Consider the following 22,614-nt stretch of genomic DNA (forward strand, 5'->3'; position numbering starts at 1 on the left):
CCCATGGCTTCGCCACAGGGAGGAGTTTCATTCATCGTCATCCCGGACTTGATCCGGGATCCATAGCCGCACCGTCGTTCTGGATTCCGGATCAAGTCCGGGATGACGACGCTGGGCAGTCAGCGCAGCACGCCCTTTGCCGCCTGCGCCCGCGCATATAGGAACAGCGCGATCAGGATCACCCATATCACCGCGGTGAAGACCATCGGAAACGTCCCGAACATGCGTTCCAGATCGCCATAATGCATGCCGAACTGATAGACGCTGCTGATCGCGAGGCCGACAAGCGATAGCAGGAAGGCAGTCACCGCATGGCGGCTGCGCGCGAGCAGCAGGACGGAACCCAGCACCGATCCCCAAACGCCTAGCGCCCAGCCGACATTGGCCCACAACGGAAAGCTGTAGAAATAGGCCTGCTGTTCAGCGGTGAAGGCCGCCATGTAGTCAGGATTTTTAAGCTTGGTCATCGTGTAGTCGAACGCGCCGAACGCGTTCCAGAGCAGCGACACGATGCCGACCACCCATAGGTGCCACGGCGTTTTTCCAGTTTCGGTCATAATGATCTCCCTCCCCAGAAAGATGGCGCGAGCCTAACAGCTTTTGCCACAACCGCAATCGCGGTGCCATAATCATATAACACACCTGCGGCGCTAACGAAACAAAGATGCGCCGATGATTGCCAAAGCGCTTGGCAAGCCGGGTGGGGAACGCGATAGGCGCAGCATGTGCGTTGTCGCCCTTGCCTGGCAGGTTCATGCCGACTGGCCGCTGATCCTGATCGGCAATCGCGACGAGTTTCATGCTCGGCCCGCTGCGCCGCTAGGCGCCTGGGACGATGGCAGCGGCATCGTCGCGGGGCGCGATCTGTTGGCGGGTGGCACATGGCTCGGCGCGCATCCGGCGAGCGGACGGATCATTGTCGTGACCAACGTGCGCGGCGCACTGCCCGATCCGGCCAAGGAATCGCGCGGGGCGCTGGTCGTCGATTTGCTGCGCGGTGACGGGCGCTTCGCCGATCCGGTTGTGGCCGACCTCGACTGTTTTAACGCGTTCAACCTGTTGGCGATCGGTGATGGCAAGGTGCGGCTGTTGAGCAATCGGCCTCAGCCGCAGATCCTTTCCCTCCGTCCCGGCGTCCATGCGCTGGCCAACGAGCCGATCGACAGCCCCTGCCCGCGCGCCGAACGGTTGCGCGCCGCGCTGGCGGCGGTGGTCGATTCCCAAAGGGATCCCGATAGTCTGCTCGACATGCTGAGCGCCGAGGATGACCCGGCGCTGTTTCTGCGCGGCGATATTTATGGCACCCGCGCCTCGACGCTGGTTGCGGTCGCGGCGGACGGCAGCGCGAGGATGATCGAGCGCCGGTATGAAGCGGGCGGCCGTCCCGTTGGAACGACCGCCCTGCAATTTCGTATCGGTTAGACCGAACCGGCTTATTTCGGCGCAATCACCATCAGCATTTGGCGGCCTTCGGTGCGCGGATGCGCCTCGACCTTCGCGATTTCCGACGTCAGCTCGGCGACGCGCTGGAGAACGTTGAGGCCAAGCTGGGTGTGGCTCATTTCGCGGCCGCGGAAACGCATGGTCATCTTGACCTTGTCGCCTTCCTCGAGGAAGTCGAACACCTTGCGCATCTTCACGTCGAAATCATGATCGTCGATATTCGGACGCATCTTGATCTCTTTGATTTCCTGCGTCTTCTGGCTCTTTCGCGCCAGGTTCGCCTTTTTCTGAGCTTCGTATTTAAACTTGCCCACATCGAGGAATTTGCACACCGGCGGATCGGCGTTCGGGGATACTTCGACCAGGTCGAGGCCCACAGAAGCCGCCTGTTCAATCGCTTCAGCGGTCAGCATCACGCCCAGATTTTCGCCTTCGTCGTCGATCACGCGGACCTTCGGAGAGGCGATGAATTCATTGTATCGCGGGCCATTCTTGGGCGGCGTGCGCTCCATCGGGCGGCGGGTCGTGGGCGGTGGTATAGCTGTATCTCCTGGTCGTGGACGGGTGGCGTGCGGAATCAGCGCGATATACGCACGCTATGCTCATATAGTGAACGCGCGCGCGGCGTAAAGGCCGCGCGTGGCATGAAGGCGACGCTTTTCGACCGACTGTGGCGGTCAGGCCACGCCGATCACCATTTTGTCGGTGCGGGATCGACGACGCGGAAACCGCCCGCGCCGATCTCGCTGACCTCCAACGCGCGCTGGGCGATGCCGCGATTGTTGAAGCGGAAGATACCATCGATGCCGCCGAAACCATCCGCCGCAAGCAGCTTGTTCACCGGAAAGCTCGTTCCAGGTTTCCAGTCGCGCGAAATGCGGACGGTCAGCAGCACCGAGTCATAGCCCAAACTGGAAAGCCGATAGGGCGCCCGCCCGAACCGGGTGCGATATTTGGTCGCAAGCTGGCCATACAGTCCGTCCGATACGCTGGCGAACCACGATCCGCGCATCACCGCGCTGGTGCCGAGCGACGCATCGGTGTTCCACAATTCGGTGCCGAGGATCTGGGTTTGACCGCTACCTTTGATCACGGGTACGGCACGGATCGCATTGCCGCCGCTGTCGGCGATCAGCACCGCGTCGATCGCCCCCGCATTGGCGATCCGCCGCGCCGCGCCGGTCAGCGCCGTCGCGCTGCGGTCATAGCTTTCGACCGCGACCAGCGTTCCGCCCGCCGCTGCCACCGCGCTGCGGAAGGCGGCGACCGAGCGGTCGCCATAGATATTCTTCGGCACCAGCGCGCCGAAACGCTGATGCCCCTTGCCGCGCGCGAAGGCGACGACGCGCTCGACCGACTGGCCGGGGACAAAGCCCATGATGAAGACGCCGTTGCCCGCAACGCTGCTGTCGTTCGAGAAGCTGAGCACCGGCACCTTTGCGTCGCGCGCGATCGGCGCGACTGCCGCGACATCTTCGCTGAGCAGCGGGCCAAGAATCAGCCGGTTGCCGTCGGCGACCGCCTGCCGCGCCGCCGCCGCCGCGCCGAGCGCGGTGTCATAGGTGGTGATGCGGACCCGCTCGGTGCGCGAATCGAGCAAGGCCAGCGTCGTGGCATTGGCGATCGCGGTTCCCACGTCCGCGTTCGGGCCGGTCTGTGGCACCAGCAGTGCGACGCGGTGGCGATCGGTGTCGGTCGGCAGGCCGGGACCGACATTGTCGGTCGGGGTCTCAGGGGGCGCCGTAACGGCCGGACCAGCGGTCTTGGGTACGACCTGACACGCGGCGAGCAGCCCCGCCATCGCGACCACACCGAGCCCGCGCAGCATTTGCCGCCGCGGCGACGCATATGCTTGGCGCTCGACAGCAGTTTCTGCCATTTTCGGCGACATGCCAGATTCGACCATCTCAAATTCTCCCTTGCCCGGTCTCTATATCGTCGCGACCCCCATCGGCAACCTCGGCGACATCACCGCGCGCGCCGGGGCGATGCTGGCGCGCGCCGATGTGATTGCCGCGGAGGATACCCGCGTCACGGCGAAACTGCTTTCCCATCTTGGATTACGCGTGCCGATGATCCCCTATCACGACCACAGCGACGAGCGCACCCGCGCGGCGCTGGTTTCCAGGATGGCAGACGAAGTTGTCATTCTGGTGTCCGATGCCGGCACCCCGCTGATTTCGGATCCGGGGTACAAGCTGGTCCGCGATGCGCGCGCGGCAGGGCGGAATGTCAGCACCCTGCCCGGCCCCTGCGCCGCCATCGCCGCGATCACGCTGTCGGGATTGCCCAGCGACCGATTCCTGTTTGCCGGGTTCCTGCCGTCGAAGGCCAAGGCGCGCGCCGACACGCTGGCCGAATTGGCGGGATTGCGCGCGACGCTGGTGTTTTACGAAAGCGGGCCGCGCCTCGCCTCGGCGCTCGCCGCAATGGCCGAGGGACTGGGTAATCGCGAAGCGGCAGTGGCGCGCGAAATCAGCAAGTTGTTCGAGGAATGCGTTACCGGCACCTTGACCGAACTAGCCGCCCGCTATGCCGAAGCGCCGCCCAAGGGCGAAATCGTCGTCGTCGTCGGCCCGCCGGGCGAAGCAGTGCCCGAGCAAGCCGATGATGCGACACTCGACACCGCGCTGCGCGAGGCGATGGCCGACAAGCCCGTCGCCCAAGCCGCCAAGGCAGTCGCCAAACGCTTCGGGCTCGATCGCCACGACATCTATTCCCGCGCGCTGACGCTCAAGGACGCCGGTTGAAGCGCGCCGCCGCCGAGGCACGCGGGCGCAAGGCCGAGCGCCGCGCCGCCTGGTGGCTGCGCCTCCACGGCTGGCGCATCCTGGGCGAGCGCCTGCGCGTCGCGGCGGGCGAAGTCGATTTGGTGGCGCGGCGCGGGCGCATCGTCGCGTTCATCGAGGTGAAGTGGCGCGAGCGTCCCGAAGACCTCGACCTTGCGATCGACCAATATCGTCTGCGCCGCGTCGCGGCAGCGGCGGAAATGCTCAGCCCCCGCTTTGCCCGACCGCAGGACGACATCCGCATCGACGTGATGCTCCTTGCACCGGGGCGCCTGCCACGCCATCTGGTCCACGTCTGGCAACCCTGAGGAATATCGAATGACCCTGCGCGCAGCCGTGCAAATGGACCCGATGGACGGAATCAACATCGGGGGCGACAGCAGTTTCCACCTGATGCTGAAGGCGCTCGAACGCGGCTACACCCTCTATCATTATGACGTGCGCGGGCTGACGTGGGAGGCCGGGCGGCTGACGACGAAGGCGCACCGCGTGCTCGACGTGAAGCGCGAGGCCGGGGCGCACTATAGTTTCGGCGACGAAGTCACGCTCGACCTTGGCCGCGACATCGATGTCGTGCTGATGCGGCAGGATCCGCCCTTCGACCTCGGCTATCTCACCGGCACCTGGCTGCTCGAACGGATTGCCGATGAGACGCTGGTGGTCAACGACCCCGTCTCGGTCCGCAACGCGCCCGAAAAAGTGTTCGTCCTCGATTATGCAGAATTTATGCCGCCGACGATGGTCACCCGCGATCTCGACGCGGTGAAGGATTTTCAGGCGCGCCATGGCGCGGTGGTGATCAAGCCGCTGCACGGCAATGGCGGCAAGGCGGTGTTCCGCATCGATGCCGACGGCAGCAACCTTGGTGCATTGGTCGAACTGTTCGGACAGGTCTGGCCCGAACCCTTCATGGTCCAGCAGTTCCTGCCCAGCGTCAGCCAAGGCGACAAACGCATCGTGCTGATCGACGGCGAGGTTGCGGGCGCGATCAACCGCAAGCCCGGTGAAGGCGAATTCCGCTCGAACCTGGCGGTCGGGGGCTATGCCGAAGCCGCAACGCTGACCCCGCGCGAACAGGAAATCTGCGCCGTCCTCGGCCCGCAGCTGCGCGAGCGCGGCTTGGTCTTTGTCGGCATCGACGTGATCGGCGGCGAATGGCTGACCGAGATTAACGTTACTTCGCCCACGGGCATCGTCGCGATCGACCGGTTCAACAACAGCGATACGGCGGGCATGATCTGGGACGCGATCGTCCGGCGGATCGGTTGACGCGGCCCGCGCGTTAAGCCCGCCATGACCGATTTCATCCTGAACCTGATCCAGAGCTGGGGCTATATGGGGATTTTCATCCTCATGTTCCTCGAAAATGTGTTCCCGCCGATCCCGTCCGAAGTCATCATGGGCCTCGGCGGCATCGCCGTCGCCAAGGGCCATTTTGACTTCTGGATGCTCGTCGCGGTCGCCGTCGCAGGGACCACTGCGGGCAATTGGGTGTGGTATGGCATTGGGCGCTGGATCGGCTATGAGCGGCTGAAGCCCTTCATCGACCGCCATGGCCGCTGGCTGACGCTCGACTGGGCGGAGGTCGAAAAGCTGCACAACTGGTTCCTGAAATATGGCCCCGGCATAGTTTTCGTCGCGCGCTTCATGCCCGTCGCGCGCACGATGGTGTCGCTGCCCGCGGGGATGGTGAAGATGAACCAGGCGAAATTCCTGGCCTGGACCGCGGCAGGATCGACGATCTGGATCAGCGCGCTGGCCGGCGCGGGCAATTGGTTCGGCGGCCAGTTCGCCAATCTGGATGCGTTTGTGGGTCCGGTGGCACTGGTCGCGATTGGCTCGCTGGTGCTGCTGTATCTTTATCGCGTGGTTACGTGGAAGCCCAAGCGGGCTGACTAAACCATCCTCGTCATTGCGAGGAGCGTAGCGACGCGGCAATCCAGAGTAGGCGCAAACCCGCTCTGGATTGCTTCGCTCCGCTCGCAATGACGAGGATAGCGTGAATCACGCCCGCGGATGCGCGCTGCGATAAATATCCAGCAGATGCGCAGCATCGACCGCGGTATACACCTGCGTCGAGGCCAGGCTCGCGTGACCGAGCAATTCCTGCAAACTGCGCAAATCGGCGCCGCCCGCCAGCAGATGTGTCGCGAAACTGTGGCGCAGCGCATGCGGCGTCGTGCGTTCGGACAGCCCCAGCGCGCGCCGTGCCGTCCGCACGCTGGCGCGCACCACGCCGGGCGCCAGCGGCCCGCCGCGTGCGCCGAGGAACAGCGGTGCATCCTTCGCGATCGGATAGGGGCAGGTTTCGACATAGCGCGTTACCGCCGCCGCCACGGCGGGCAGGATCGGCACGACGCGCGTCTTGTTCCGCTTGCCGGTGACGCGCAGCGTTTCGCCCAGCGGCAGCGCCGCGCCGGTCAACCCCAAGGCCTCGCCAATGCGCAGCCCCGCGCCGTAAAGCAGCAGCAACAGCGCAAAATCGCGCGCGCCGGTCCAGCCTTGCCGCGCATTGTCCTCGACATCCTGCGCCAGCGCCATCGCTTCGGCGGGCGAAACGGGGCGCGGCAGCCCTTTCTTGACCCGCGGGCCGCGCAGCGGCGGGACGCTGGCGCCCGACCCTCCGACGAAGCGCAGGAAGCCGCGCAAGGCCGACAGCTCGCGCGCCGCCGAGGCATTGCCCAGCCCCTCGGCACGGCGGTCGGCGAGATAGGCGCGCAGGTCGTTCGGAGTCAGTTTGGTGAGCATTGTGCCATCGACGGCGCCGCCGCGATGCTGCGACAGGAAGGCGCAGAACCGCTCGGCGGTCGCGAGATAGGCGCGGCGCGTATGTTCCGACCGGCGCTTTTCATGCGCCAGATGAGCATCCCAATCGCGGATAACATCTGAAACCAAAAGCTGCCCTTCAAATCCGTTCGTGTCGAGCGAAGTCGAGACACATTGGCGCCACGCCGCGCGTCCCTCGACTTCGCTCGGGACGAACGGTGCAGATAAGCTAGTGCGTTTTGACCACCTCGGAAAGGATGCTGTCGAGCAGCAATATCCCGTCGTCGGTCACCGCCAGCCGGTCGCCGTCTTGCCGCATCAACCCCTGCCCAGCCAGCCGCGTCACCGCATCCCCGTCAACAAAAGCCTCGCGCCCCAGCCCGCTCCGTCCCTCGATCCGCGCCAGATCGACCCCTTCGGTCAGCCGCAACCCCATCAGCATCGCCTCGGTCGCGCGCTCGTGCGCGGGCAGGTCGGCTTCAACCTTCAGCCCGTGGCCGTTCCGGTCCACCGCCGCGATGAAATTCTCGGGCTTCTTGTGGCGCTCGGTCGCCTCTCCCAGCCGCCGCCCATGCGCGCCGGGGCCGACCCCGGCATAATCGGCATAGCGCCAGTAGGCGAGGTTGTGGCGGCTTTCCTGCCCGACGCGCGCATGGTTCGAAACCTCGTAGCGCGGCAGGCCCGCGGCGCTTGTCATCGCCTGCGTCGCATCGAACAGGTCGGCGGCGGCATCGCCGTCGGGAATGGCGAGGTCGCCCTTCGCCGCGAGCGTGGCAAAGCGTGTGCCGGGCTCGATCGTCAGCTGGTAAAGCGAAAGATGGTCGGTACCGAACGCCAGCGCCCCCGCCAGCTCGCTTTCCCACGCCGCCATCGTCTGGCCCGGGCGCGCATAGATCAGATCGAAACTGACCCGTGCGAAATGTTCCTGCGCCGTCGCAATCGCGCGCTGCGCCTCATCCTCGCTGTGCGCCCGGCCCAGAAATTTCAGCGCGTCGGTATCGAAGCTTTGAACGCCAATCGACACGCGGTTCACCCCGGCGGCGGCGAGATCGGCGAAATTGGCGACCTCGACGGAGTTCGGGTTCGCCTCCAGCGTAATCTCGCAATCATCCGCCAATCCCCATTCGGCCTCCGCCGCGGCGATCACCGCCGCGACGGTGGCGGGCGGCATCAGGCTGGGCGTGCCGCCGCCGAAAAAGATCGACCCGACCGTGCGATCGGGCAGCAACGCCGCCTCATATCGCAGATCAGCGAGCAGGGCGCCCTGCCACACCGCCTGATCGACGGCGTCGCGGACATGGCTGTTGAAGTCGCAATAGGGACATTTCGACACGCAAAACGGCCAGTGGACATAAAGGGCGAGCGGTTCGGCCATGGGCGAGGGTATAGGCTCAACTCGACAAGATAGCACGTCGCCCCCGCGAAGGCGGGGGCCGCTATCGGTTTAAACGGCGACGAAGGGCAAGACCTCCAGCGGCCCCCGCCTTCGCGGGGGCGACAGATTCAGAAAACACCAGACACCAGCTTCGCAAATGCGTCGGCGCGGTGGCTGATCGCATGTTTTTCTGCCGGGTCGATTTCCGCGTACGTCAGCGACTTGCCTACAGGAACAAACACCGGATCATAACCGAAACCGAGCAGCCCGCGCGGCGGCCAGGTCAGGCTGCCTTGCGCCCGCCCCTCGAACACTTCGGCATGGCCGTCGGGCCACGCCAGCGCGAGGGTGCAGACGAAGCAGGCGCTGCGGTCGACGTCCGGCCCCTGCTCGGCGAGCAGGCCTTCGACCTTGCCCATCGCCATATACCAGTCGCGGCCCGCTTCGCCCTCGAACCACTGCCGTTCGGCCCAGTCGGCGGTGTAAACGCCGGGGCGGTCGCCCAGCGCGGCGACCTCCAGCCCGCTGTCGTCAGCCAGCGCGGGCAGTCCCGCCGCCGATGCGCTGGCATGGGCTTTCAGCAACGCATTTTCGCGGAACGTCGTCCCGGTTTCCTCGGGCTCGGGCAGACCGAGGTCGCCCGCCGACACCGGTTCGATGCCGAACGGTTCGAGCAGCGCCCGAATCTCGCGCACCTTGCCCGCGTTATGGCTGGCGATGACGAGTTTCCCGGGGGTGAGTTTGCGGGTCATAAAGCCCTCTCCCCTTGGGAGAGGGTTGGGTGAGGGGGTCTTCCGTCAGAGATGGCCGCCAATCGTCCGCGCAAATCCTCCAACACGCACTCCAGATTGCTCATGATGTCATTATTCCAGTATCGGATCACATGATAACCGGCTGCCTGCAACAAGGCAGTGCGACGTTCATCGCTCGGGCTTTCCGCGTGCTGGCCGCCGTCGGCTTCGACGATGATCCGCATTTCCTCGCAGAGAAAGTCGGCTACAAATCCTGCCACCGGCGATTGGCGGCGAAATTTAAGGCCAAGGAACTGGCGGGCGCGCAGCACTCGCCAGAGCTGTTTTTCGGCCTCGGTTTCATTGCGCCGCAATTTGCGGGCAATGCCCGTTGACGGTTTGTGCTGCTTCGGCGTCACATCCCCTCACCTGCTGCGACTAGCCAGCAAGCTGGCAAGTCTCGCTTCCTCTCCCGCCGGGAGAGGAAATTATGACCGCCCCGTCGCCTTGTCCTGCGCCGCGAAAATCTCTCCGCAGCCGATGCGCGCGAGGCGCAGGAGGCGAAGCAGGCCTTCCTCGTCATAGGTCGCGCCCTCGGCGCTTGCCTGCACTTCGACAATCTGGCCGAGGCCGGTCAGCACGAAATTGCCATCGGCCTCCGCCACCGAATCCTCGTCATAATCGAGGTCGAGCACCGGGGTGCCGTTGTAGATGCCGCACGAGATCGCGCCGACCTTGTCGACGATCGGATCCTCGGCGATCGTCTTGGCTTCGAGCAGCTTGTCGACCGCGATGCGCAGCGCGACCCATGCGCCCGAAATTGACGCGGTGCGGGTGCCGCCATCGGCCTGGATGACATCACAATCGATGATGATCTGGCGCTCGCCGAGCTTTTTCATGTCAACAACGGCGCGCAAGCTGCGCCCGATCAGCCGTTGAATTTCCTGCGTCCGGCCCGACTGCTTGCCCTTGGCCGCTTCGCGGCTGCCGCGGGTGTGCGTGGCGCGGGGCAGCATGCCATATTCGGCGGTGACCCACCCCTGCCCCTTGCCGCGCAGGAACGGCGGCACCTTTTCATCGACGCTGGCGGTCACCAGCACCTTCGTATTGCCAAAGCTGACGAGAACGCTGCCCTCGGCATGGATGGTGAAGGCGGTTTCGATCGCGATGGGGCGCATCTGATCAGGGGCGCGGCCGGATGGGCGCATGGGGGATTCTCCTGTGATTGTGTGCGGCGCGCTTAGCGGCGAAGCGAGGCGAGCGCAAATCCCCTCTCCCGTCGGGAGAGGGCAGCGAGACTTGCGAACTTGTTCGCTAGTCGCAGCGGGTGAGGGGTTGTGTGCTGTCGTAACGGCACAACCCCTCACCCAGCTTCAGCTAAGCAGCAAGCTGCCAAGCTTGCGCAACCCTCTCCCCATGGGAGAGGGGGACTGCGCTTGCCCCGACGCCCCCGCGTCCCTAAATCCTCCCCATGACCACCGCGCCGATCACCGAACTCACCACGCGCGCCCGCGACGTGTTCCGGCTGGTCGTCGACGCCTATCTCGAAACCGGCCAGCCGGTCGGGTCGCGCACCTTGTCAAAGCTCGCGGCGCTCAACCTGTCGCCCGCGTCGATCCGCAACGTCATGCAGGATCTGGAAGAATTCGGCCTGCTCGCCAGCCCGCACACCAGCGCGGGGCGCCTGCCGACCGAGCAAGGGCTGCGCCTGTTCGTCGACGGCATGATGCAGGTCGCCGAACCCAGCGCCGAGGACCGCGCCCAGATCGAGGCGAGCCTGTCCGACCCCGGCCCGATCGAAAGCGCGCTGGCGCAGGCGACATCGGCGCTGTCGGGCCTGTCGGCGTGCGCCGGGCTGGTCCTCGTCCCCAAGCATGAGCGTATCCTGAAACAGGTCGCGTTCGTGCCGCTGTCGGATGCGCAGGCGCTCGTCGTTCTGGTCGCGGGCGACGGCGCGGTCGAGAACCGCGTCATCGACACCCCGCCCGGGCTCGACCCATCGGCGCTGGTCGAGGCGGGCAATTATATCAGCGCGATGCTGGCGGGGCTGACGCTGACCGAAGCGATGGCGCGGGTGCGCCACGAGATCGAGGCCGAGCGCATCGCGATCGACCGCGCCGCGCAGGATCTGGTCAGCCGCGGGCTCGCGATCTGGTCGTCCGACGGCGCCGACCGCCCGGTGCTGATCGTGCGCGGCCAGGCCAATCTGCTCGACGACAGCGCGGTCGGCGACCTCGACCGCGTCCGCCAATTGCTCGACGAACTCGAAACCAAGCAGGAGATCGCAGGGCTGCTCGACAGCGCCCGCGACGGCAGCGCGACCCGCATTTTCATCGGGTCGGAAAATAAATTATTCTCGCTTTCGGGCTCTTCCGTGATAGCGGCGCCCTATCGCGGATCGGACGGGCGCGTGGTCGGTGTGGTCGGGGTTATCGGCCCCACCCGCTTGAACTATGCCCGCATCGTTCCCATGGTGGATTTCACCGCACAATCGCTCTCCAGACTGATACGATAGGTTTATGACAAACATCGAAAACGACACGCCCGTCGATGACGGACAGGAAACCGAAACCGACGCGCCCGCAGAGGGTGCGAATGACGAGTTGGCCCAGCTGACCGAACAGGTCGCCGCGCTGCAACAGGATTTGCTCTATGCGCGCGCCGAGACGCAGAATGTCACGCGCCGCAAGGACAAGGAAATCGCCGACGCGCACGCCTATGCCGCGACCAAATTTGCGCGCGACATATTGTCGGTCGCCGACAACCTCGGTCGCGCGCTTGCCGCGCTTAGCGAAGAACAGCGCGCGTCGGACGCGATCAAACCGCTGATCACCGGCCTCGAAGCGACCGAGCGCGAATTGCTCAGCGTCTTCGAACGCAACGGCATCACTCGCATCGCCGCCATCGGCCTGCCGCTCGACCCCAACCAGCACCAGGCGATGCTGGAAATCCCGAGCAGCGATGCCGAACCCGGCACGATCGTGCAGGAAATGCAGGCGGGCTATATGATGAAAGACCGCCTGCTGCGCCCCGCGATGGTTGCGGTGGCGAAGAAAGCGGAGTAGCCAAACCCTCCCCTCCCCTCCCTTTACGGGAGGGGATACAGGGGTGGGTGCCGCGGCGCGTCTGCGCCGCATAAGAACTTGCGACATAGAGGTTGGCGAGAGAGTCTCTTGGCGCACAAGTGCGCCAGCCCCCTCACCCGCTGCGACTAGCCAGCAAGCTGGCAAGTCTCGCCGCCCTCTCCCGCAAGGGGAGAGGGACGAGCTAATCACGCCGCCTTGCGCATCTTCATCAGCTTCTTCAGCACCATTTCGCGCTTCAACCGCGACAGATGGTCGATGAACAAAATGCCCTCCAGATGGTCGTGCTCGTGCTGGATGCACGTCGCCATCAGCCCGGTCATGCGTTCCTGATGATGTTTGCCGTCCTCGTCCTGCCAGTCGACGGTGACCTCGGCGGGGCGCGTCACATCGGCATATTGTTCGGGGACCGACAGGCACCCTTCCGAATAGACGCTATGCTCCTCGCTCTCGTCTGAAAAGACGGGGTTGATGAACACGCGCGGCTCGCGGATCACCTTCTTGCCCTCTTCATCCTCGGGATCGGGTTCCTGCAGGTCGATCACCAGGATGCGCTTCGGCACCCCGACCTGAATCGCCGCCAGCCCGATGCCGGGCGCGTCGTACATCGTCTCGAACATGTCGGCGACAAGCTGCTTCAGCTCGGCATCGAAGGTCTCGACGGGCTTCGAAATGACGCGCAGCCGGGGATCCGGGGTCTCTATGATGGGTAGGATGGCCATGGGGTGCAGGTATGGTCGGAGCGGCGCGGGGTCAAGGGGGCGCAATTCCGATCCCGATTACAAATCGGGATACGGGCCACAACTAAGATCAAACTCGACGTCTGAATTTAGAGCCAGCGCCACTAACGCTTCCGGCATTACGTCGATGGCCGCTTTCGTTTCCTCAACGGATTGATAGATGCCCGACGGCGGATAGAGGTTACGCCAGAACGAGTATTGCTGCCCATCTTCGTTGCGCGAACACCACTCCTCTGTCGCGATCTGAAAGAAACCGTCCGGCCGTATACAAATTCGAAAACGGCGGGTTCCTTCACCATCGGTATAAGCTGCGACCGCACGGACTTTCACCCCACCGGCCTCCGCGCCCTGAGCGCCTGCGCCAACGTCCCCTCATCCAGATAATCCAGCTCACCGCCCACTGGCAAACCATGCGCCAGCTGCGTCAGCCGCACCGGATAGCCCTCCAGCCGCTCGGCGAGATAATGCGCCGTCGTCTGGCCCTCCAGCGTCGCGTTCATCGCCAGCACGACCTCGTCGATGCCGCCCGCCGCGACGCGCGCGACGAGGGCGTCGATCGCCAGATCCTGCGGGCGGATGCCCTCCAGCGCCGAGAGTCTCCCGCCCAGCACATGATATTTGCCGGGAAACAGCCGCGACTTGTCGAGCGCCCACAGGTCGGACACCTCCTCAACGACGCACAGCGACCGCGCATCGCGGCGCGGGTCGGCGCAGATCGCGCAGGGATCGTGGGTGTCGACATTGCCGCAGATGGTGCAGGTGACGAGCCGTTCGGACACGGTTTGCAGCGCCGCGAGCAGCGGCACGAACGCGGACTCCCGCTTCTTCATCAAATGCAGCACCGCGCGCCGCGCCGACCGCGGGCCGAGGCCGGGGAGACGGGCGAGTTGCTGGACGAGGGCTTCGATTTCGGTGGAGGCCATGCACAGCACCTATCGCGGCCCGCGCAGACGCACAACAATCCTCTCCCCTTGCGGGAGAGGATGCCGCAGCTTGGCGCAAGGCGCCTAGCGAAGGCTGGAGAGGGGGTGCGACGGTGCAGCCCCCTCTCCCGCTGCGACTAGCCAGCAAGCTGGCAAGTCTCGCTCCCTCTCCCGCAAGGAGAGAGGGACACTTGCGCCATTCCGAAACCTCCGCCAAAGCCCGCACCCATGCGTATGGCCTTCATGGGAACGCCGCCCTTTGCGGTGCCGACGCTCGCTGCGCTGCATGCGGCGGGGCATGATATTGCCGCGGTCTATACCCAGCCGCCGCGCCCGGCGCAGCGCGGCAAGAAACTGCAGAAAAGCCCGGTGCAGGTGTGGGCCGAAGAACACGCCCTGCCCGTCCGCACCCCGAAAAGCCTGAAAGGCGCCGACGAACAGGCCGACTTCGCCGCACTGAACCTCGATATTGCGGTCGTCGCCGCCTATGGCCTGATCCTGCCGCCCGCGATCCTCGATGCCCCGCGCGAAGGGTGCCTCAACGTCCATGGCTCGATCCTGCCGCGTTGGCGCGGCGCAGCGCCCGTGCAGCGCGCCATATTGGCGGGCGATGCCGAAACGGGCGTGACCATCATGCAGATGGACGTCGGGCTCGACACAGGCGCGATGCGGCTGGTCGAACCGACCCCGATCGGGCGCAAGACCGCCGGGGTGCTGACCCACGAGCTCGCCGAAATGGGCGCGCTGATGATGCGGCGGGTGCTGAGCGACCTGCACGCCTTTCCGCCGGTGCCGCAGCCCGACGACGGCGTCACTTACGCCGCCAAGATCGACAAGAGCGAAGCGCGGCTCGAATTTCTGGTCAGCGCGGTGCAGGTCGAGCGGCAGATCCGCGCGTTCAATCCGGTGCCGGGCGCGTTTTTCGAACTGGAGGGTGAGCGGTACAAGATATTGGCGGCCGAGGTTGTGCATCCGGGCGAGACGGTTGCGGGCGTTACCCCCGGCACGACGCTCGACGATGGGCTGACGATCGCCTGCAACCCCGGCGCGATCCGCGCGGTGCGGGTGCAGCGGGCGGGCAAGCCCGCGATGGAGGCGGGCGAACTTCTGCGCGGGCGGGGCATTCCGGCAGGGACGCGGCTCGCATGAAGGAGTCTCTTATCCTTCGTCACCCCGGACTTGATCCGGGGTCCAGGACGTCAGCGCCGCAGTGGACCCCGGATCAAGTCCGGGGTGACGAGAATGAGGGTAAGGGGCGGCGATGACCCGCTTTGCCCTCACCATCGAATATGACGGCCGCCCATACATGGGCTGGCAGCGGCAGGCGCATGGCCCCAGCGTCCAGCAGGCGATCGAGGAGGCGATCCATCGTTTCACCGGCGAAACAGTGCAGGTGTTCAGCGCCGGGCGCACCGACGCCGGGGTCCATGCCATCGCGATGCGCGCGCATGTCGACATCGCAAAGCCGCTGACCCCGTTCAAGCTGACCGAGGCGCTCAACGCCCAGCTGCGCCCCGCACCGATCGCGGTGCTCGCGGCCGAAGTCGTCCCCGACGACTGGCACGCGCGCTTTGCCTGTATCGGGCGCGCTTACGAATATCGCATCGTCAACCGCCGCGCGCCGCTAACGTGGGACAAGGGGCTGTCGTGGCAGGTTGCGCGGCCCTTGGAAGCCGAGGCGATGCACGCGGCGGCGCAGGCGCTGGTCGGCCTCCATGATTTCACCACCTTCCGCTCGGCGCATTGCCAGTCGCAAAGCCCGGTCAAAACGCTCGACAAGCTGACCGTCAGCCGCCACGGCGACGAGCTGATCATCGAGGCCGCGGCGCGCAGCTTCCTGCATCATCAGGTGCGCTCGATGGTCGGGTGTCTGGTGCTCGTCGGTTATGGCAAATGGTCGGCGGGCGAACTGAAAGCCGCGCTGGAGGCGGCGGATCGGGATGCGCTGGGGCTGAACGCGCCGCCCGACGGACTGTATTTTGTCGGCGCAACATATCCCTGATCTGTCGAACCAGCCCGCGCCGTTGCCGCTGACCGCCCTTGTCGGCCAAAATGTCGCACCGGAAAATCAATCTGGCGTGTGCCCCGATCGATCGGGCCGCTCATTCGATGGCGACGACAACCGGTCGATCGGCGCCGGCGATCGCCCGCTTCATGCCACCCGAATTAAACGGCGTCGCGATGGCGCCGGAGCGATCGACCGCGATCAAACCGCCGTCACCGCCCAGCACCTTCACCCGGTCGATCATCCTTTGTGCGGCGACCGACAGCGGTACGCCGCCATAGCGCATCCGGGCCGCGACATCGCCCGCACCGCCGGCCAGCATGAAGGCCTCGCCGATGCCGGTGCAACTGATGGCGACTTCGTCATCGGCCCATGTCCCGATACCCGGTACCCCCGTGTCGCCCACGCGACCGGCCAGCTTGCCGAACAAACCCCCGGTCGATGTCGCGGCGGCGAGCCGTCCTGTCGAATCGAGCGCCACCGCGCCGACCGTCCCATGGGTGAGCGACCATTCGCTTTGCGTCATTTCCGCCGCCTCGACGCCAATCGGTACCACATAATGCGTCGCCGGATCGGCGATGCCCGGGTCGCCATGCGTCCGGGAAAAAATCGTCGCCCCCTCGCCCGCCAGCAATATGTGCGGCGTTTGTTCGAGCACCTGGCGTGCCGCGCCGACCGGGCTGGCAATGCCGCTGGCCGCGCAGATGGCCCCGGCACGATGGCGGGCGCCGTCCATGATCGAGGCATCCATCTCGACGACACCCGCACTGTTGGGCGCCGATCCGCGTCCCGCCACATAAAGGCCGCTCGCTTCCATATCGGCGACCGCCCATTCCACCAGGTCGATCGCCGCCATCCCTTCGGCCAGCCGCGCCGCAGCCGCACGAACGAGCGCGCCGAGATGCGCCTCGACCGCGCTATAGTCGCGGCCGCGGGTTACCCCTGCCCCCCCATGCAGAACAATTTGCCACGCTATGCTCACTCGCCGATTTCCTCCACCTTGACATTGATCGAACGGATCGAGAATTGGACGCCGCTCACGCTATAGCGGGCGTTGCCATCGTCATCGCGCCCCCACCACCCCTGAGTGCGATCATCTTCCTCGAACCGGTAAATCACGCCGGTGTCGCCCGCAAAGGAAAGCCGCTCGACGCGGCGCGCCGCGCTATTGTCGATCAGCGCTTCGCCCACCACCGCGGCCGTGCTCTGTCCCGCCATCGCCATGCCGCCGCCATCGACCACCGCTGTCTTGTGATATTCGCGCCCCATGGTCGCGCGTTTCCAAGGCGCGGGACGAATGGTCAGACTGGCAAGATCAATCTCGTCGCCCGACGCCGCAAGACCCAATCGGATCGCGTCGATAGCGATCCGCTGCCGCGGGGCATAGGTCGCATCCCGCGCGTCGAGCAGGGTGACATATCCGGTGCCGACCACGGCGGCACGCTGCGCCTTCTGATCCACGATCAGCGCCGTATCTTCGTCGATGCCGAATCCGATGCGTGCGGCCGCGGGGCGCCGACCCAAGGCCACTGCCAGGCGGCCGAGCCGGGCGCGGGTGTCAAAATGCTGATCGACCAGTGGCCCGTCCCAAAAACCGATGCCGCGCCCCATCGCCAGCGCCTCACCGTCGGCACGGCCCAACAAGGCGCCCAGGCTGTCGCCGCCCATGATCATCGGATCGCTCATGATCGCGGCGCCCGCGCTGGAACCGCCAATCACGGCGCCCGCGGCCAGTCGGCTCCGGATCGCGGCCAGCATGGGCGTGTCGCGCCCGTCATCCTGCACTAAGACGGCGGTGGTGCGGGCCTGATCGCCGCCGGTGAACCAGATTGCGCCAGCGCGGGCGATTTTGGCGATTTCGTCGGGGTTATTGGCGTTGGTGCGCCACGCCGCTTCGTCTTCGGTGGTGTCCGGATCGTCTTGGGTCGCGATCCGCACTGTGGCGATTCGCGCAGGATCGACGCCGTGGCGAACGAGATCGCCCGCGAACAGCCGCGCCGACGTTGCCGGGCTGTCCGACGCGCTGGGGATGATCACAATCCCCGGCGCATCGGTGGGAATACGCGCGATGAACGCGCCGAAAACCTGATCATTCGCGGGGTCAAGACCGCCGCCGACGATCACCAGCGAACCCTGCGCCGCGGCGGGCGACGACAGGATGAAAGCGGCGGCCAGCGCCGCCAGGACCGGACGGGGCATATCGATTGTCCTTTTACCGTTCATGTATAGCCGATCGCGTGCGCCGCGATCACAAACACCGACGACAGCGCCATCAGCGCCCCCATCGGACGCCAGAAGAAACGGAGCCAGGCGACAAAATCGACCCGGGCGGCGGCAAGGCACCCCATCAGCGCGGCCGAGGTCGGCACGACAAGGTTCGTCAACCCGTCTCCGAGCTGAAACGCCAGGATCGCGGTTTGGCGACTGACACCCGACAGATCGGCAAGCGGCGCCATCAAGGGCATGGTGACGCTGGCCTGCCCCGACCCCGAAACGATGAACAGGTTGATGAGGCTTTGGACAAGATACATGCCCCACGCGGTCAGCCAGTCGGGGAGCGCACCCGTTACCCCGGCAAGCCCCGCGAGCAGACTGTTGAGCAGACTGTCCGCCGCGGGGTCGTCCCCGCCCATGACGAGGACGATGCCTTTAGCCGCCGCGATCACCAGAACGGCTGGGGCCAGCGCCACGGCGCCGTCGCGAAACGCCTCCATCAAGCTGTTGCCGCTGATGCCGGGTAGTCGTGCGACACGCGCTACCACCCCGATCACCATCCCGATGCCGACAAATTGTGCGGCAATCTCGCCCAGATAATAACCGCGGGCCGACACGCCCCACGCCACCCAGATGATGCCAAGCCCCAGCACCGCGAGGATGGTCGCATGCGGCCAGCGGAAGCCGTGGTCCGCCGCCGCCAGGGGCGCGGATCGCCAATGCTGGTCGGTATCGAAAACGGGCGACCGCGCGGGATCGAGCCTGACCATGCGCGCATGTCGCCACAGCCAAACCGCCCCGATCAGGGTGAACAATATCCATGCCAGTACGCGCAGGCCCATGCCCGACATCGGCGGCACCCCGGCGATGCTTTGCGCCACGATGACGCTGAACGGATTCATCCAGCTCGTCGCAAAGCCGATCTGGGTTGCAACATAACAGACAATCAGCCCGGTCAGGCTGTCATAACCGGCGCGAACCAGCGCCGGGATCAGGATCAGGCTGACGGCAATCGCTTCCTCGCCCATGCCGAACACCGCCCCGGCCAACGAAAACAGGACGAACAAGATGATGACCAGCGTTTCATTTTTCACTCGCCCGTCCGGCAAAGCGGCAGCGATCGCCGCTTCCACCGCGCCGGTCTTCAGAATGACGCCGAACACACCCCCGACAACCAGAATGAAAGCCAACAGGCCGACCGCCGCGCTGTCGCGATCACCCGACACCAGGCCGGCGAACAGCAAGTCGAGCAGACCCGTCCGTTGCGCATCGCCGAACAGGGGCGCGGGCTGCGCCTCTCCGGCACTGGTGAAACTGCCGGCTACGATCCGGGCCGGATCGCCTGTCATCGCAAACTGGCCCGGGACAAAAACATATGTCGCCGCCCACGCGGCCACCGCCAGCACGAGCAGGATCAGCAGTGTGTCGGGAACGCGCATCGTCCGCGCGGGACGCGCCGGTGATTCCAAAGGTTCGGCAGTCATCGAATTTCCTCCCCAAACCGGGCGCGCCTGTCAGCGCGCCCGGCGGTTCAGCGCGATCAGAATCGGCGCGTCAAGCGAAGCGTGACGAAACGGCCGATCAGGTCATGATTGTAAAGATCGACGTTGGTACCCGAGCCCAGAACGCGCGGCGGATCGCGATCGAACAGATTGCGGATGTTCAGCTGGACATAGCTGTCGCGACCAAAATCATAGCTGAGATTGAGATCGAACGTGACATAGTCATCGACGCGATATTTGGCATCGAGCGGCAGCCCGAGTGCCTCAAGCGTCCGATCGGCCGGATCGTCGCGATAGCCTGTCACATAACGCCCGCCGAACGTCGCGCCGAAATCGCCGCTGCGCCAGCGAATCTTGCCGGTGGCATAGAGCCGCGGGTAGAGATAATCGCCCGCCAGCTGTTCCTCTGGGCTGGCGAGTGACGCCTTGCGCTTGAAGTTGAGATAATAGGTCGCATCAAGCAGCAGCGAAAAGCGGCCGATCGACGTCTCCTTCAGATTGTGGGTGTAGGAAAAGTCCAACCCGTCGGTCTGCTGATAGCCAAGGTTGGTGATCTGAAAATGCGCGTCAGTGACAAAATTATTGGTGACTTCGACCCCCGGCGTACCGGTCGGCAGCAGGCCCGGGCCCGCCACCGCAAACTCCCCGGCGAGCGCCCGGCGGATGAAATCATCCTGATCGATCCCGACCAGATTGCGGTGCCGGATATTCCAGTAATCGACCCGCAGATTGATATCGCGGGTCGGCGTCAGCACGACGCCGCCGCCAAAACTGCGCGCATTTTCGGCACCGAGACCCGGGTTGCCGACGTCTTCCGACAACAAGGATTCGCCATCGGCGTCGGGATCGTTGCCGCACGCCGCGGGCGTCGCCGAACAATCCACGGTGTAGGACGACAGCAGCACCCCGGCGCCGCTTTGCGCCAGCGATGGGGCGCGGAACGACGTGGCATAATTGCCCCGCAAGGTCAGCCAGTCGGCGGCCTCCCAGCGCGCCGCAATCTTGGGATTAAAGTCGCCGCCAAAGCCCTGATAATGATCGTAGCGGCCCGCGACCTGGACGTCGAAACGGTCGGCGACTGGAATATAAACTTCACCATAGAGCGCCCAGCTGTTGCGTTTGGCGCGCGCGCTGGTCGACGAAAAGCCAAGGATCGGTTCCGGGTTGTCCTCGGTCGCGACCGCCAGGCCCGAGGGTGTATCGCGCAGGGTTTCGCGGCGGAATTCGCCGCCGAAGGCGCCCTTTACCGCCCCGGCCGGCATGTCAAAGAGCGTTCCGGTCACGCTGCCATCGAACGCGTAGAGGCGCGAGCGCCCACGTCGCTCCGCCGTCGTCCCCAACAGTTCGGCGATTCCCGCCGCCTGATCGGTCTGCCCGCCAAACGGATTATACCATAAAGTCGTTTTGCCGATGTCTTCGCACGTATCGCCGACGAAGCTCGCATCCGGACGCCCCAGATCGACATCCCACCGCTCGACCCGCGAACCGTCGCTGCACAAATTGCCCAAATTGGCGTCGTAGAAGTTCTTCGACACGACAAGTCCCGACAGTCCGCGCTGGACGCGGTCGTTGCCGCCGAACAGCACGGCGGTATCAAACGTCCAGTCGCCACCGAGCGCCCCTTTCAGTCCGCTGGTGACGCGGTAACTGTCGGACTTGACCGAGACCGCTCGCGGCGCCGGTATTTTACCCCAGGCGTAGATGGGAAAGCCGAAATAATCGCTGAAATCGCCCGCGCCGCCCTCGGCGATGATGTCGGCCTGAAGCGCCGCGGGCCAGTTCGGATTTTCCGGATCGATCGGCGCGCGCGAGAAATTGGCGGGTGAGCCGACGCCGCGTGAACTGACATGCTGATAGAGTATGTCATTATACCAGGTCAGCCAGTCGCTGATTTCAAACTGGTGGGTAAACAGGCCGCCGATCGTTTCCAGGCGGTCGCTCGCCGACACAAAGGCGTTGGTGTTGACCGCGCAATACTCGCCGAGATTGCCAACATCGAAATCATCGGCGGCGCAACCACCGTCCTGCGGCTCTTCGGTTTGGTCGAAAAATTGCAGGAAAAGATCGTTGAAACTGGGATAGAAACCTTGTTGGCTGGGCCGGAAGCTGTTGCGGCTGATCGCGCGGTCTTTCAGGAAAAACGGGTTCCGCTGAAAATAATCGACCACCAGCATGACGTGATTGCGGTCGCCAATTTTGGTCCCGAGCACCGCGGTCAGGTTCAACCTGCCCTCATTGGTTCCCGCCGTCGAATCGCCATAGCTGGCGGACAGCTCGGCGCCCTTGAAATCGTTGCGCAGCACATAGTTGACGACACCGGCCACCGCATCGGCGCCATAAATGGCCGAGGCGCCAGACGGAAGCACTTCGACCCGCTCGATCGCCGCCAGCGGAATCGAGCTTGCGTCGATGAAGCTTTCGGTGCCGCGCGCGAAGGCGCTGATCTGCGCGCGGCGACCATTGATCAGCGTCAAGGTCGAGGATGCACCCAGACCGCGCAGGGACACCGCCGATGCGCCCACCGGCGTGTCGGACGACAAGGGGCCGGCCGTGGCGGTCGAAAACGTTGCCCCGCCGCCGCCAGCGGCAGGCAGGTCTTTCAAAACGTCGATCAACGTCGATCCGCCCGATTCCAAAATATCCTCGCGCGTGACCGATATGGTCTGGACCGGGCCAATGGCATCCACGCCCTTGATCCGCGTCCCGGTAACGACGATCGCGTCTTGGTCCGTAGTCGCTGGCGACACAATGTCGCTGCCATCCTCCTGGCTTTGCGCTTGCGCCATTGCAGATAAGGAACTGCTGCCGATCAGCAGCATCAGGGCGCCGAGACGGGCGCGCCGGTTATGAGAAAAAAACATGCCAAACCCCTTTTGCAGAGAAAGGACAGGCGTCAGCCTGCCGCGATCAGATGACATACGGGGAATGAGGACGCCGCCACCCAGCGGGTGGCGATGCCGTGCGGCTATGGTGCCGCGATTTTCGTCGACAACGACAGTCCGATCCCCCGACGGGGATAGGCTATTCGTCGAACCAGTCGGTC

24 protein-coding genes are annotated in these 22,614 nt (G+C 65.0%); 9 read left to right on the forward strand and 15 right to left on the reverse strand.

All coding sequences use genetic code 11. The features are described from left to right. Window positions 1-119 precede the first annotated feature (119 nt). Window positions 120-557 carry a hypothetical protein gene (locus tag B4F07_RS09410; protein WP_293701313.1) on the reverse strand — a complete coding sequence of 146 codons (438 nt, stop codon included), beginning with the start codon at window positions 555-557 and terminating at the stop codon, window positions 120-122. Window positions 558-723: 166 nt separating this feature from the next. Between B4F07_RS09410 and B4F07_RS09415 the strand changes: the two genes are divergently transcribed. Then, the gene (locus B4F07_RS09415; RefSeq protein WP_293701312.1) at window positions 724-1,422 is read left to right on the forward strand and encodes an NRDE family protein; all 699 of its coding nucleotides are present in this window, start codon (window positions 724-726) and stop codon (window positions 1,420-1,422) included. A gap of 11 nt (window positions 1,423-1,433) precedes the next feature. Here the strand turns inward: B4F07_RS09415 and infC are convergent, their stop codons facing one another. Both infC and B4F07_RS09425 read right to left on the reverse strand, forming a co-directional pair. Further along, on the reverse strand, window positions 1,434-1,955 hold the full coding sequence (gene infC / locus B4F07_RS09420) for a translation initiation factor IF-3 (protein ID WP_293701310.1): 522 nt from the start codon (window positions 1,953-1,955) through the stop codon (window positions 1,434-1,436). A 179-nt stretch (window positions 1,956-2,134) separates the two neighbouring features. After that, on the reverse strand, window positions 2,135-3,322 hold the full coding sequence (locus B4F07_RS09425; RefSeq protein WP_293701309.1) for a penicillin-binding protein activator: 1,188 nt from the start codon (window positions 3,320-3,322) through the stop codon (window positions 2,135-2,137). A 10-nt stretch (window positions 3,323-3,332) separates the two neighbouring features. Here B4F07_RS09425 and rsmI point away from each other — a divergent pair, with 10 nt between their 5' ends. Genes rsmI through B4F07_RS09445 form a run of 4 tightly spaced genes read left to right on the forward strand, consistent with a single transcriptional unit; the run spans window position 3,333 to window position 6,131 of the window. Next, the gene (gene rsmI, locus B4F07_RS09430; protein WP_293701307.1) at window positions 3,333-4,193 is read left to right on the forward strand and encodes a 16S rRNA (cytidine(1402)-2'-O)-methyltransferase; all 861 of its coding nucleotides are present in this window, start codon (window positions 3,333-3,335) and stop codon (window positions 4,191-4,193) included. Beyond that, window positions 4,190-4,540: a YraN family protein gene (locus B4F07_RS09435; protein WP_137870044.1), complete on the forward strand. Its 351-nt coding sequence runs from the start codon at window positions 4,190-4,192 to the stop codon at window positions 4,538-4,540. Before rsmI ends, B4F07_RS09435 begins: the two co-directional genes overlap by 4 nt. A gap of 10 nt (window positions 4,541-4,550) precedes the next feature. Next, window positions 4,551-5,501 carry a glutathione synthase gene (gene gshB / locus B4F07_RS09440; RefSeq protein WP_293701305.1) on the forward strand — a complete coding sequence of 317 codons (951 nt, stop codon included), beginning with the start codon at window positions 4,551-4,553 and terminating at the stop codon, window positions 5,499-5,501. A gap of 24 nt (window positions 5,502-5,525) precedes the next feature. Further along, window positions 5,526-6,131, forward strand: a complete 606-nt coding sequence (locus B4F07_RS09445; protein WP_293701304.1) for a DedA family protein — start codon at window positions 5,526-5,528, stop codon at window positions 6,129-6,131. 105 nt (window positions 6,132-6,236) lie between these two features. Here the strand turns inward: B4F07_RS09445 and B4F07_RS09450 are convergent, their stop codons facing one another. The 5 genes from B4F07_RS09450 to rph all read right to left on the reverse strand — a co-directional run bounded on the left by B4F07_RS09450 (window position 6,237) and on the right by rph (window position 10,312). Then, window positions 6,237-7,127 (reverse strand): tyrosine recombinase XerC, encoded by an 891-nt coding sequence (locus tag B4F07_RS09450; protein WP_293701302.1) that lies wholly within the window; start codon window positions 7,125-7,127, stop codon window positions 6,237-6,239. 100 nt (window positions 7,128-7,227) lie between these two features. Next, window positions 7,228-8,373, reverse strand: a complete 1,146-nt coding sequence (gene hemW / locus B4F07_RS09455; protein ID WP_293701301.1) for a radical SAM family heme chaperone HemW — start codon at window positions 8,371-8,373, stop codon at window positions 7,228-7,230. 128 nt (window positions 8,374-8,501) lie between these two features. Then, window positions 8,502-9,125 carry an RdgB/HAM1 family non-canonical purine NTP pyrophosphatase gene (gene rdgB, locus B4F07_RS09460; RefSeq protein ID WP_293701299.1) on the reverse strand — a complete coding sequence of 208 codons (624 nt, stop codon included), beginning with the start codon at window positions 9,123-9,125 and terminating at the stop codon, window positions 8,502-8,504. Then, complete coding sequence (locus B4F07_RS09465; protein ID WP_293704735.1) at window positions 9,122-9,523, reverse strand: endonuclease domain-containing protein; 402 nt, start codon at window positions 9,521-9,523, stop codon at window positions 9,122-9,124. The genes rdgB and B4F07_RS09465 overlap by 4 nt, the downstream gene beginning before the upstream one ends. A 69-nt stretch (window positions 9,524-9,592) precedes the next feature. After that, window positions 9,593-10,312: a ribonuclease PH gene (gene rph / locus B4F07_RS09470; RefSeq protein ID WP_293701298.1), complete on the reverse strand. Its 720-nt coding sequence runs from the start codon at window positions 10,310-10,312 to the stop codon at window positions 9,593-9,595. Between the two features lie 263 nt (window positions 10,313-10,575). Between rph and hrcA the strand changes: the two genes are divergently transcribed. Both hrcA and grpE read left to right on the forward strand, forming a co-directional pair. Continuing rightward, window positions 10,576-11,619: a heat-inducible transcriptional repressor HrcA gene (gene hrcA / locus B4F07_RS09475; protein WP_293701296.1), complete on the forward strand. Its 1,044-nt coding sequence runs from the start codon at window positions 10,576-10,578 to the stop codon at window positions 11,617-11,619. Between the two features lie 4 nt (window positions 11,620-11,623). Then, window positions 11,624-12,169 carry a nucleotide exchange factor GrpE gene (gene grpE / locus B4F07_RS09480; protein WP_293701294.1) on the forward strand — a complete coding sequence of 182 codons (546 nt, stop codon included), beginning with the start codon at window positions 11,624-11,626 and terminating at the stop codon, window positions 12,167-12,169. Window positions 12,170-12,375: 206 nt separating this feature from the next. Here the strand turns inward: grpE and def are convergent, their stop codons facing one another. Genes def through recR form a run of 3 tightly spaced genes read right to left on the reverse strand, consistent with a single transcriptional unit; the run spans window position 12,376 to window position 13,850 of the window. Continuing rightward, window positions 12,376-12,909 (reverse strand): peptide deformylase, encoded by a 534-nt coding sequence (def, locus tag B4F07_RS09485; protein ID WP_293701292.1) that lies wholly within the window; start codon window positions 12,907-12,909, stop codon window positions 12,376-12,378. A gap of 57 nt (window positions 12,910-12,966) precedes the next feature. Beyond that, a complete protein-coding gene (locus B4F07_RS09490) occupies window positions 12,967-13,257 on the reverse strand; it encodes a hypothetical protein (RefSeq protein ID WP_293701290.1) in 291 nt (96 codons plus the stop codon). After that, window positions 13,254-13,850, reverse strand: a complete 597-nt coding sequence (gene recR, locus B4F07_RS09495; protein ID WP_039579914.1) for a recombination mediator RecR — start codon at window positions 13,848-13,850, stop codon at window positions 13,254-13,256. The genes B4F07_RS09490 and recR overlap by 4 nt, the downstream gene beginning before the upstream one ends. A gap of 228 nt (window positions 13,851-14,078) precedes the next feature. On the opposite strand from recR, the gene fmt reads away from it, so the two are divergent. Both fmt and truA read left to right on the forward strand, forming a co-directional pair. Beyond that, window positions 14,079-14,999, forward strand: coding sequence for a methionyl-tRNA formyltransferase (gene fmt, locus B4F07_RS09500; RefSeq protein WP_293701286.1), 921 nt, complete (start codon window positions 14,079-14,081; stop codon window positions 14,997-14,999). Window positions 15,000-15,111: 112 nt separating this feature from the next. After that, window positions 15,112-15,852, forward strand: a complete 741-nt coding sequence (gene truA / locus B4F07_RS09505; RefSeq protein ID WP_293701285.1) for a tRNA pseudouridine(38-40) synthase TruA — start codon at window positions 15,112-15,114, stop codon at window positions 15,850-15,852. Window positions 15,853-15,952: 100 nt separating this feature from the next. On the opposite strand, the gene B4F07_RS09510 is transcribed toward truA, so the two are convergent. Genes B4F07_RS09510 through B4F07_RS09525 form a run of 4 tightly spaced genes read right to left on the reverse strand, consistent with a single transcriptional unit; the run spans window position 15,953 to window position 22,432 of the window. Continuing rightward, on the reverse strand, window positions 15,953-16,837 hold the full coding sequence (locus B4F07_RS09510; RefSeq protein WP_293701283.1) for an isoaspartyl peptidase/L-asparaginase family protein: 885 nt from the start codon (window positions 16,835-16,837) through the stop codon (window positions 15,953-15,955). After that, window positions 16,834-18,054, reverse strand: coding sequence for a cyanophycinase (locus B4F07_RS09515; protein ID WP_293701281.1), 1,221 nt, complete (start codon window positions 18,052-18,054; stop codon window positions 16,834-16,836). Before B4F07_RS09515 ends, B4F07_RS09510 begins: the two co-directional genes overlap by 4 nt. A 20-nt stretch (window positions 18,055-18,074) precedes the next feature. Further along, window positions 18,075-19,553, reverse strand: a complete 1,479-nt coding sequence (gene yfcC / locus B4F07_RS09520) for a putative basic amino acid antiporter YfcC (RefSeq protein ID WP_293701279.1) — start codon at window positions 19,551-19,553, stop codon at window positions 18,075-18,077. A 56-nt stretch (window positions 19,554-19,609) separates the two neighbouring features. Then, entirely contained in the window at window positions 19,610-22,432 is a 2,823-nt protein-coding gene (locus B4F07_RS09525; protein ID WP_293701277.1) for a TonB-dependent receptor plug domain-containing protein, read from the reverse strand. Window positions 22,433-22,614: the final 182 nt, after the last annotated feature.

The sequence above is a fragment of the Sphingopyxis sp. UBA6723 genome, from assembly GCF_002454115.1.
Classification (GTDB): domain Bacteria; phylum Pseudomonadota; class Alphaproteobacteria; order Sphingomonadales; family Sphingomonadaceae; genus Sphingopyxis.

What these genes read in the sequence shown, in the direction of transcription:
- rsmI (WP_293701307.1), top strand. Translation starts at nt 3,333, where the DNA reads ATGCCAGATTCGACCATCTCAAATTCTCCCTTGCCCGGTCTCTATATC.
- infC (WP_293701310.1), bottom strand. Translation starts at nt 1,955, where the DNA reads ATGGAGCGCACGCCGCCCAAGAATGGCCCGCGATACAATGAATTCATC.
- rph (WP_293701298.1), bottom strand. Translation starts at nt 10,312, where the DNA reads ATGCGCCCATCCGGCCGCGCCCCTGATCAGATGCGCCCCATCGCGATC.
- def (WP_293701292.1), bottom strand. Translation starts at nt 12,909, where the DNA reads ATGGCCATCCTACCCATCATAGAGACCCCGGATCCCCGGCTGCGCGTC.
- truA (WP_293701285.1), top strand. Translation starts at nt 15,112, where the DNA reads ATGACCCGCTTTGCCCTCACCATCGAATATGACGGCCGCCCATACATG.
- gshB (WP_293701305.1), top strand. Translation starts at nt 4,551, where the DNA reads ATGACCCTGCGCGCAGCCGTGCAAATGGACCCGATGGACGGAATCAAC.
- grpE (WP_293701294.1), top strand. Translation starts at nt 11,624, where the DNA reads ATGACAAACATCGAAAACGACACGCCCGTCGATGACGGACAGGAAACC.
- yfcC (WP_293701279.1), bottom strand. Translation starts at nt 19,553, where the DNA reads ATGACTGCCGAACCTTTGGAATCACCGGCGCGTCCCGCGCGGACGATG.
- hemW (WP_293701301.1), bottom strand. Translation starts at nt 8,373, where the DNA reads ATGGCCGAACCGCTCGCCCTTTATGTCCACTGGCCGTTTTGCGTGTCG.
- B4F07_RS09525 (WP_293701277.1), bottom strand. Translation starts at nt 22,432, where the DNA reads ATGTTTTTTTCTCATAACCGGCGCGCCCGTCTCGGCGCCCTGATGCTG.
- B4F07_RS09410 (WP_293701313.1), bottom strand. Translation starts at nt 557, where the DNA reads ATGACCGAAACTGGAAAAACGCCGTGGCACCTATGGGTGGTCGGCATC.
- B4F07_RS09415 (WP_293701312.1), top strand. Translation starts at nt 724, where the DNA reads ATGTGCGTTGTCGCCCTTGCCTGGCAGGTTCATGCCGACTGGCCGCTG.
- fmt (WP_293701286.1), top strand. Translation starts at nt 14,079, where the DNA reads ATGCGTATGGCCTTCATGGGAACGCCGCCCTTTGCGGTGCCGACGCTC.
- B4F07_RS09425 (WP_293701309.1), bottom strand. Translation starts at nt 3,322, where the DNA reads ATGGCAGAAACTGCTGTCGAGCGCCAAGCATATGCGTCGCCGCGGCGG.
- B4F07_RS09515 (WP_293701281.1), bottom strand. Translation starts at nt 18,054, where the DNA reads ATGCCCCGTCCGGTCCTGGCGGCGCTGGCCGCCGCTTTCATCCTGTCG.
- B4F07_RS09445 (WP_293701304.1), top strand. Translation starts at nt 5,526, where the DNA reads ATGACCGATTTCATCCTGAACCTGATCCAGAGCTGGGGCTATATGGGG.
- hrcA (WP_293701296.1), top strand. Translation starts at nt 10,576, where the DNA reads ATGACCACCGCGCCGATCACCGAACTCACCACGCGCGCCCGCGACGTG.
- recR (WP_039579914.1), bottom strand. Translation starts at nt 13,850, where the DNA reads ATGGCCTCCACCGAAATCGAAGCCCTCGTCCAGCAACTCGCCCGTCTC.
- rdgB (WP_293701299.1), bottom strand. Translation starts at nt 9,125, where the DNA reads ATGACCCGCAAACTCACCCCCGGGAAACTCGTCATCGCCAGCCATAAC.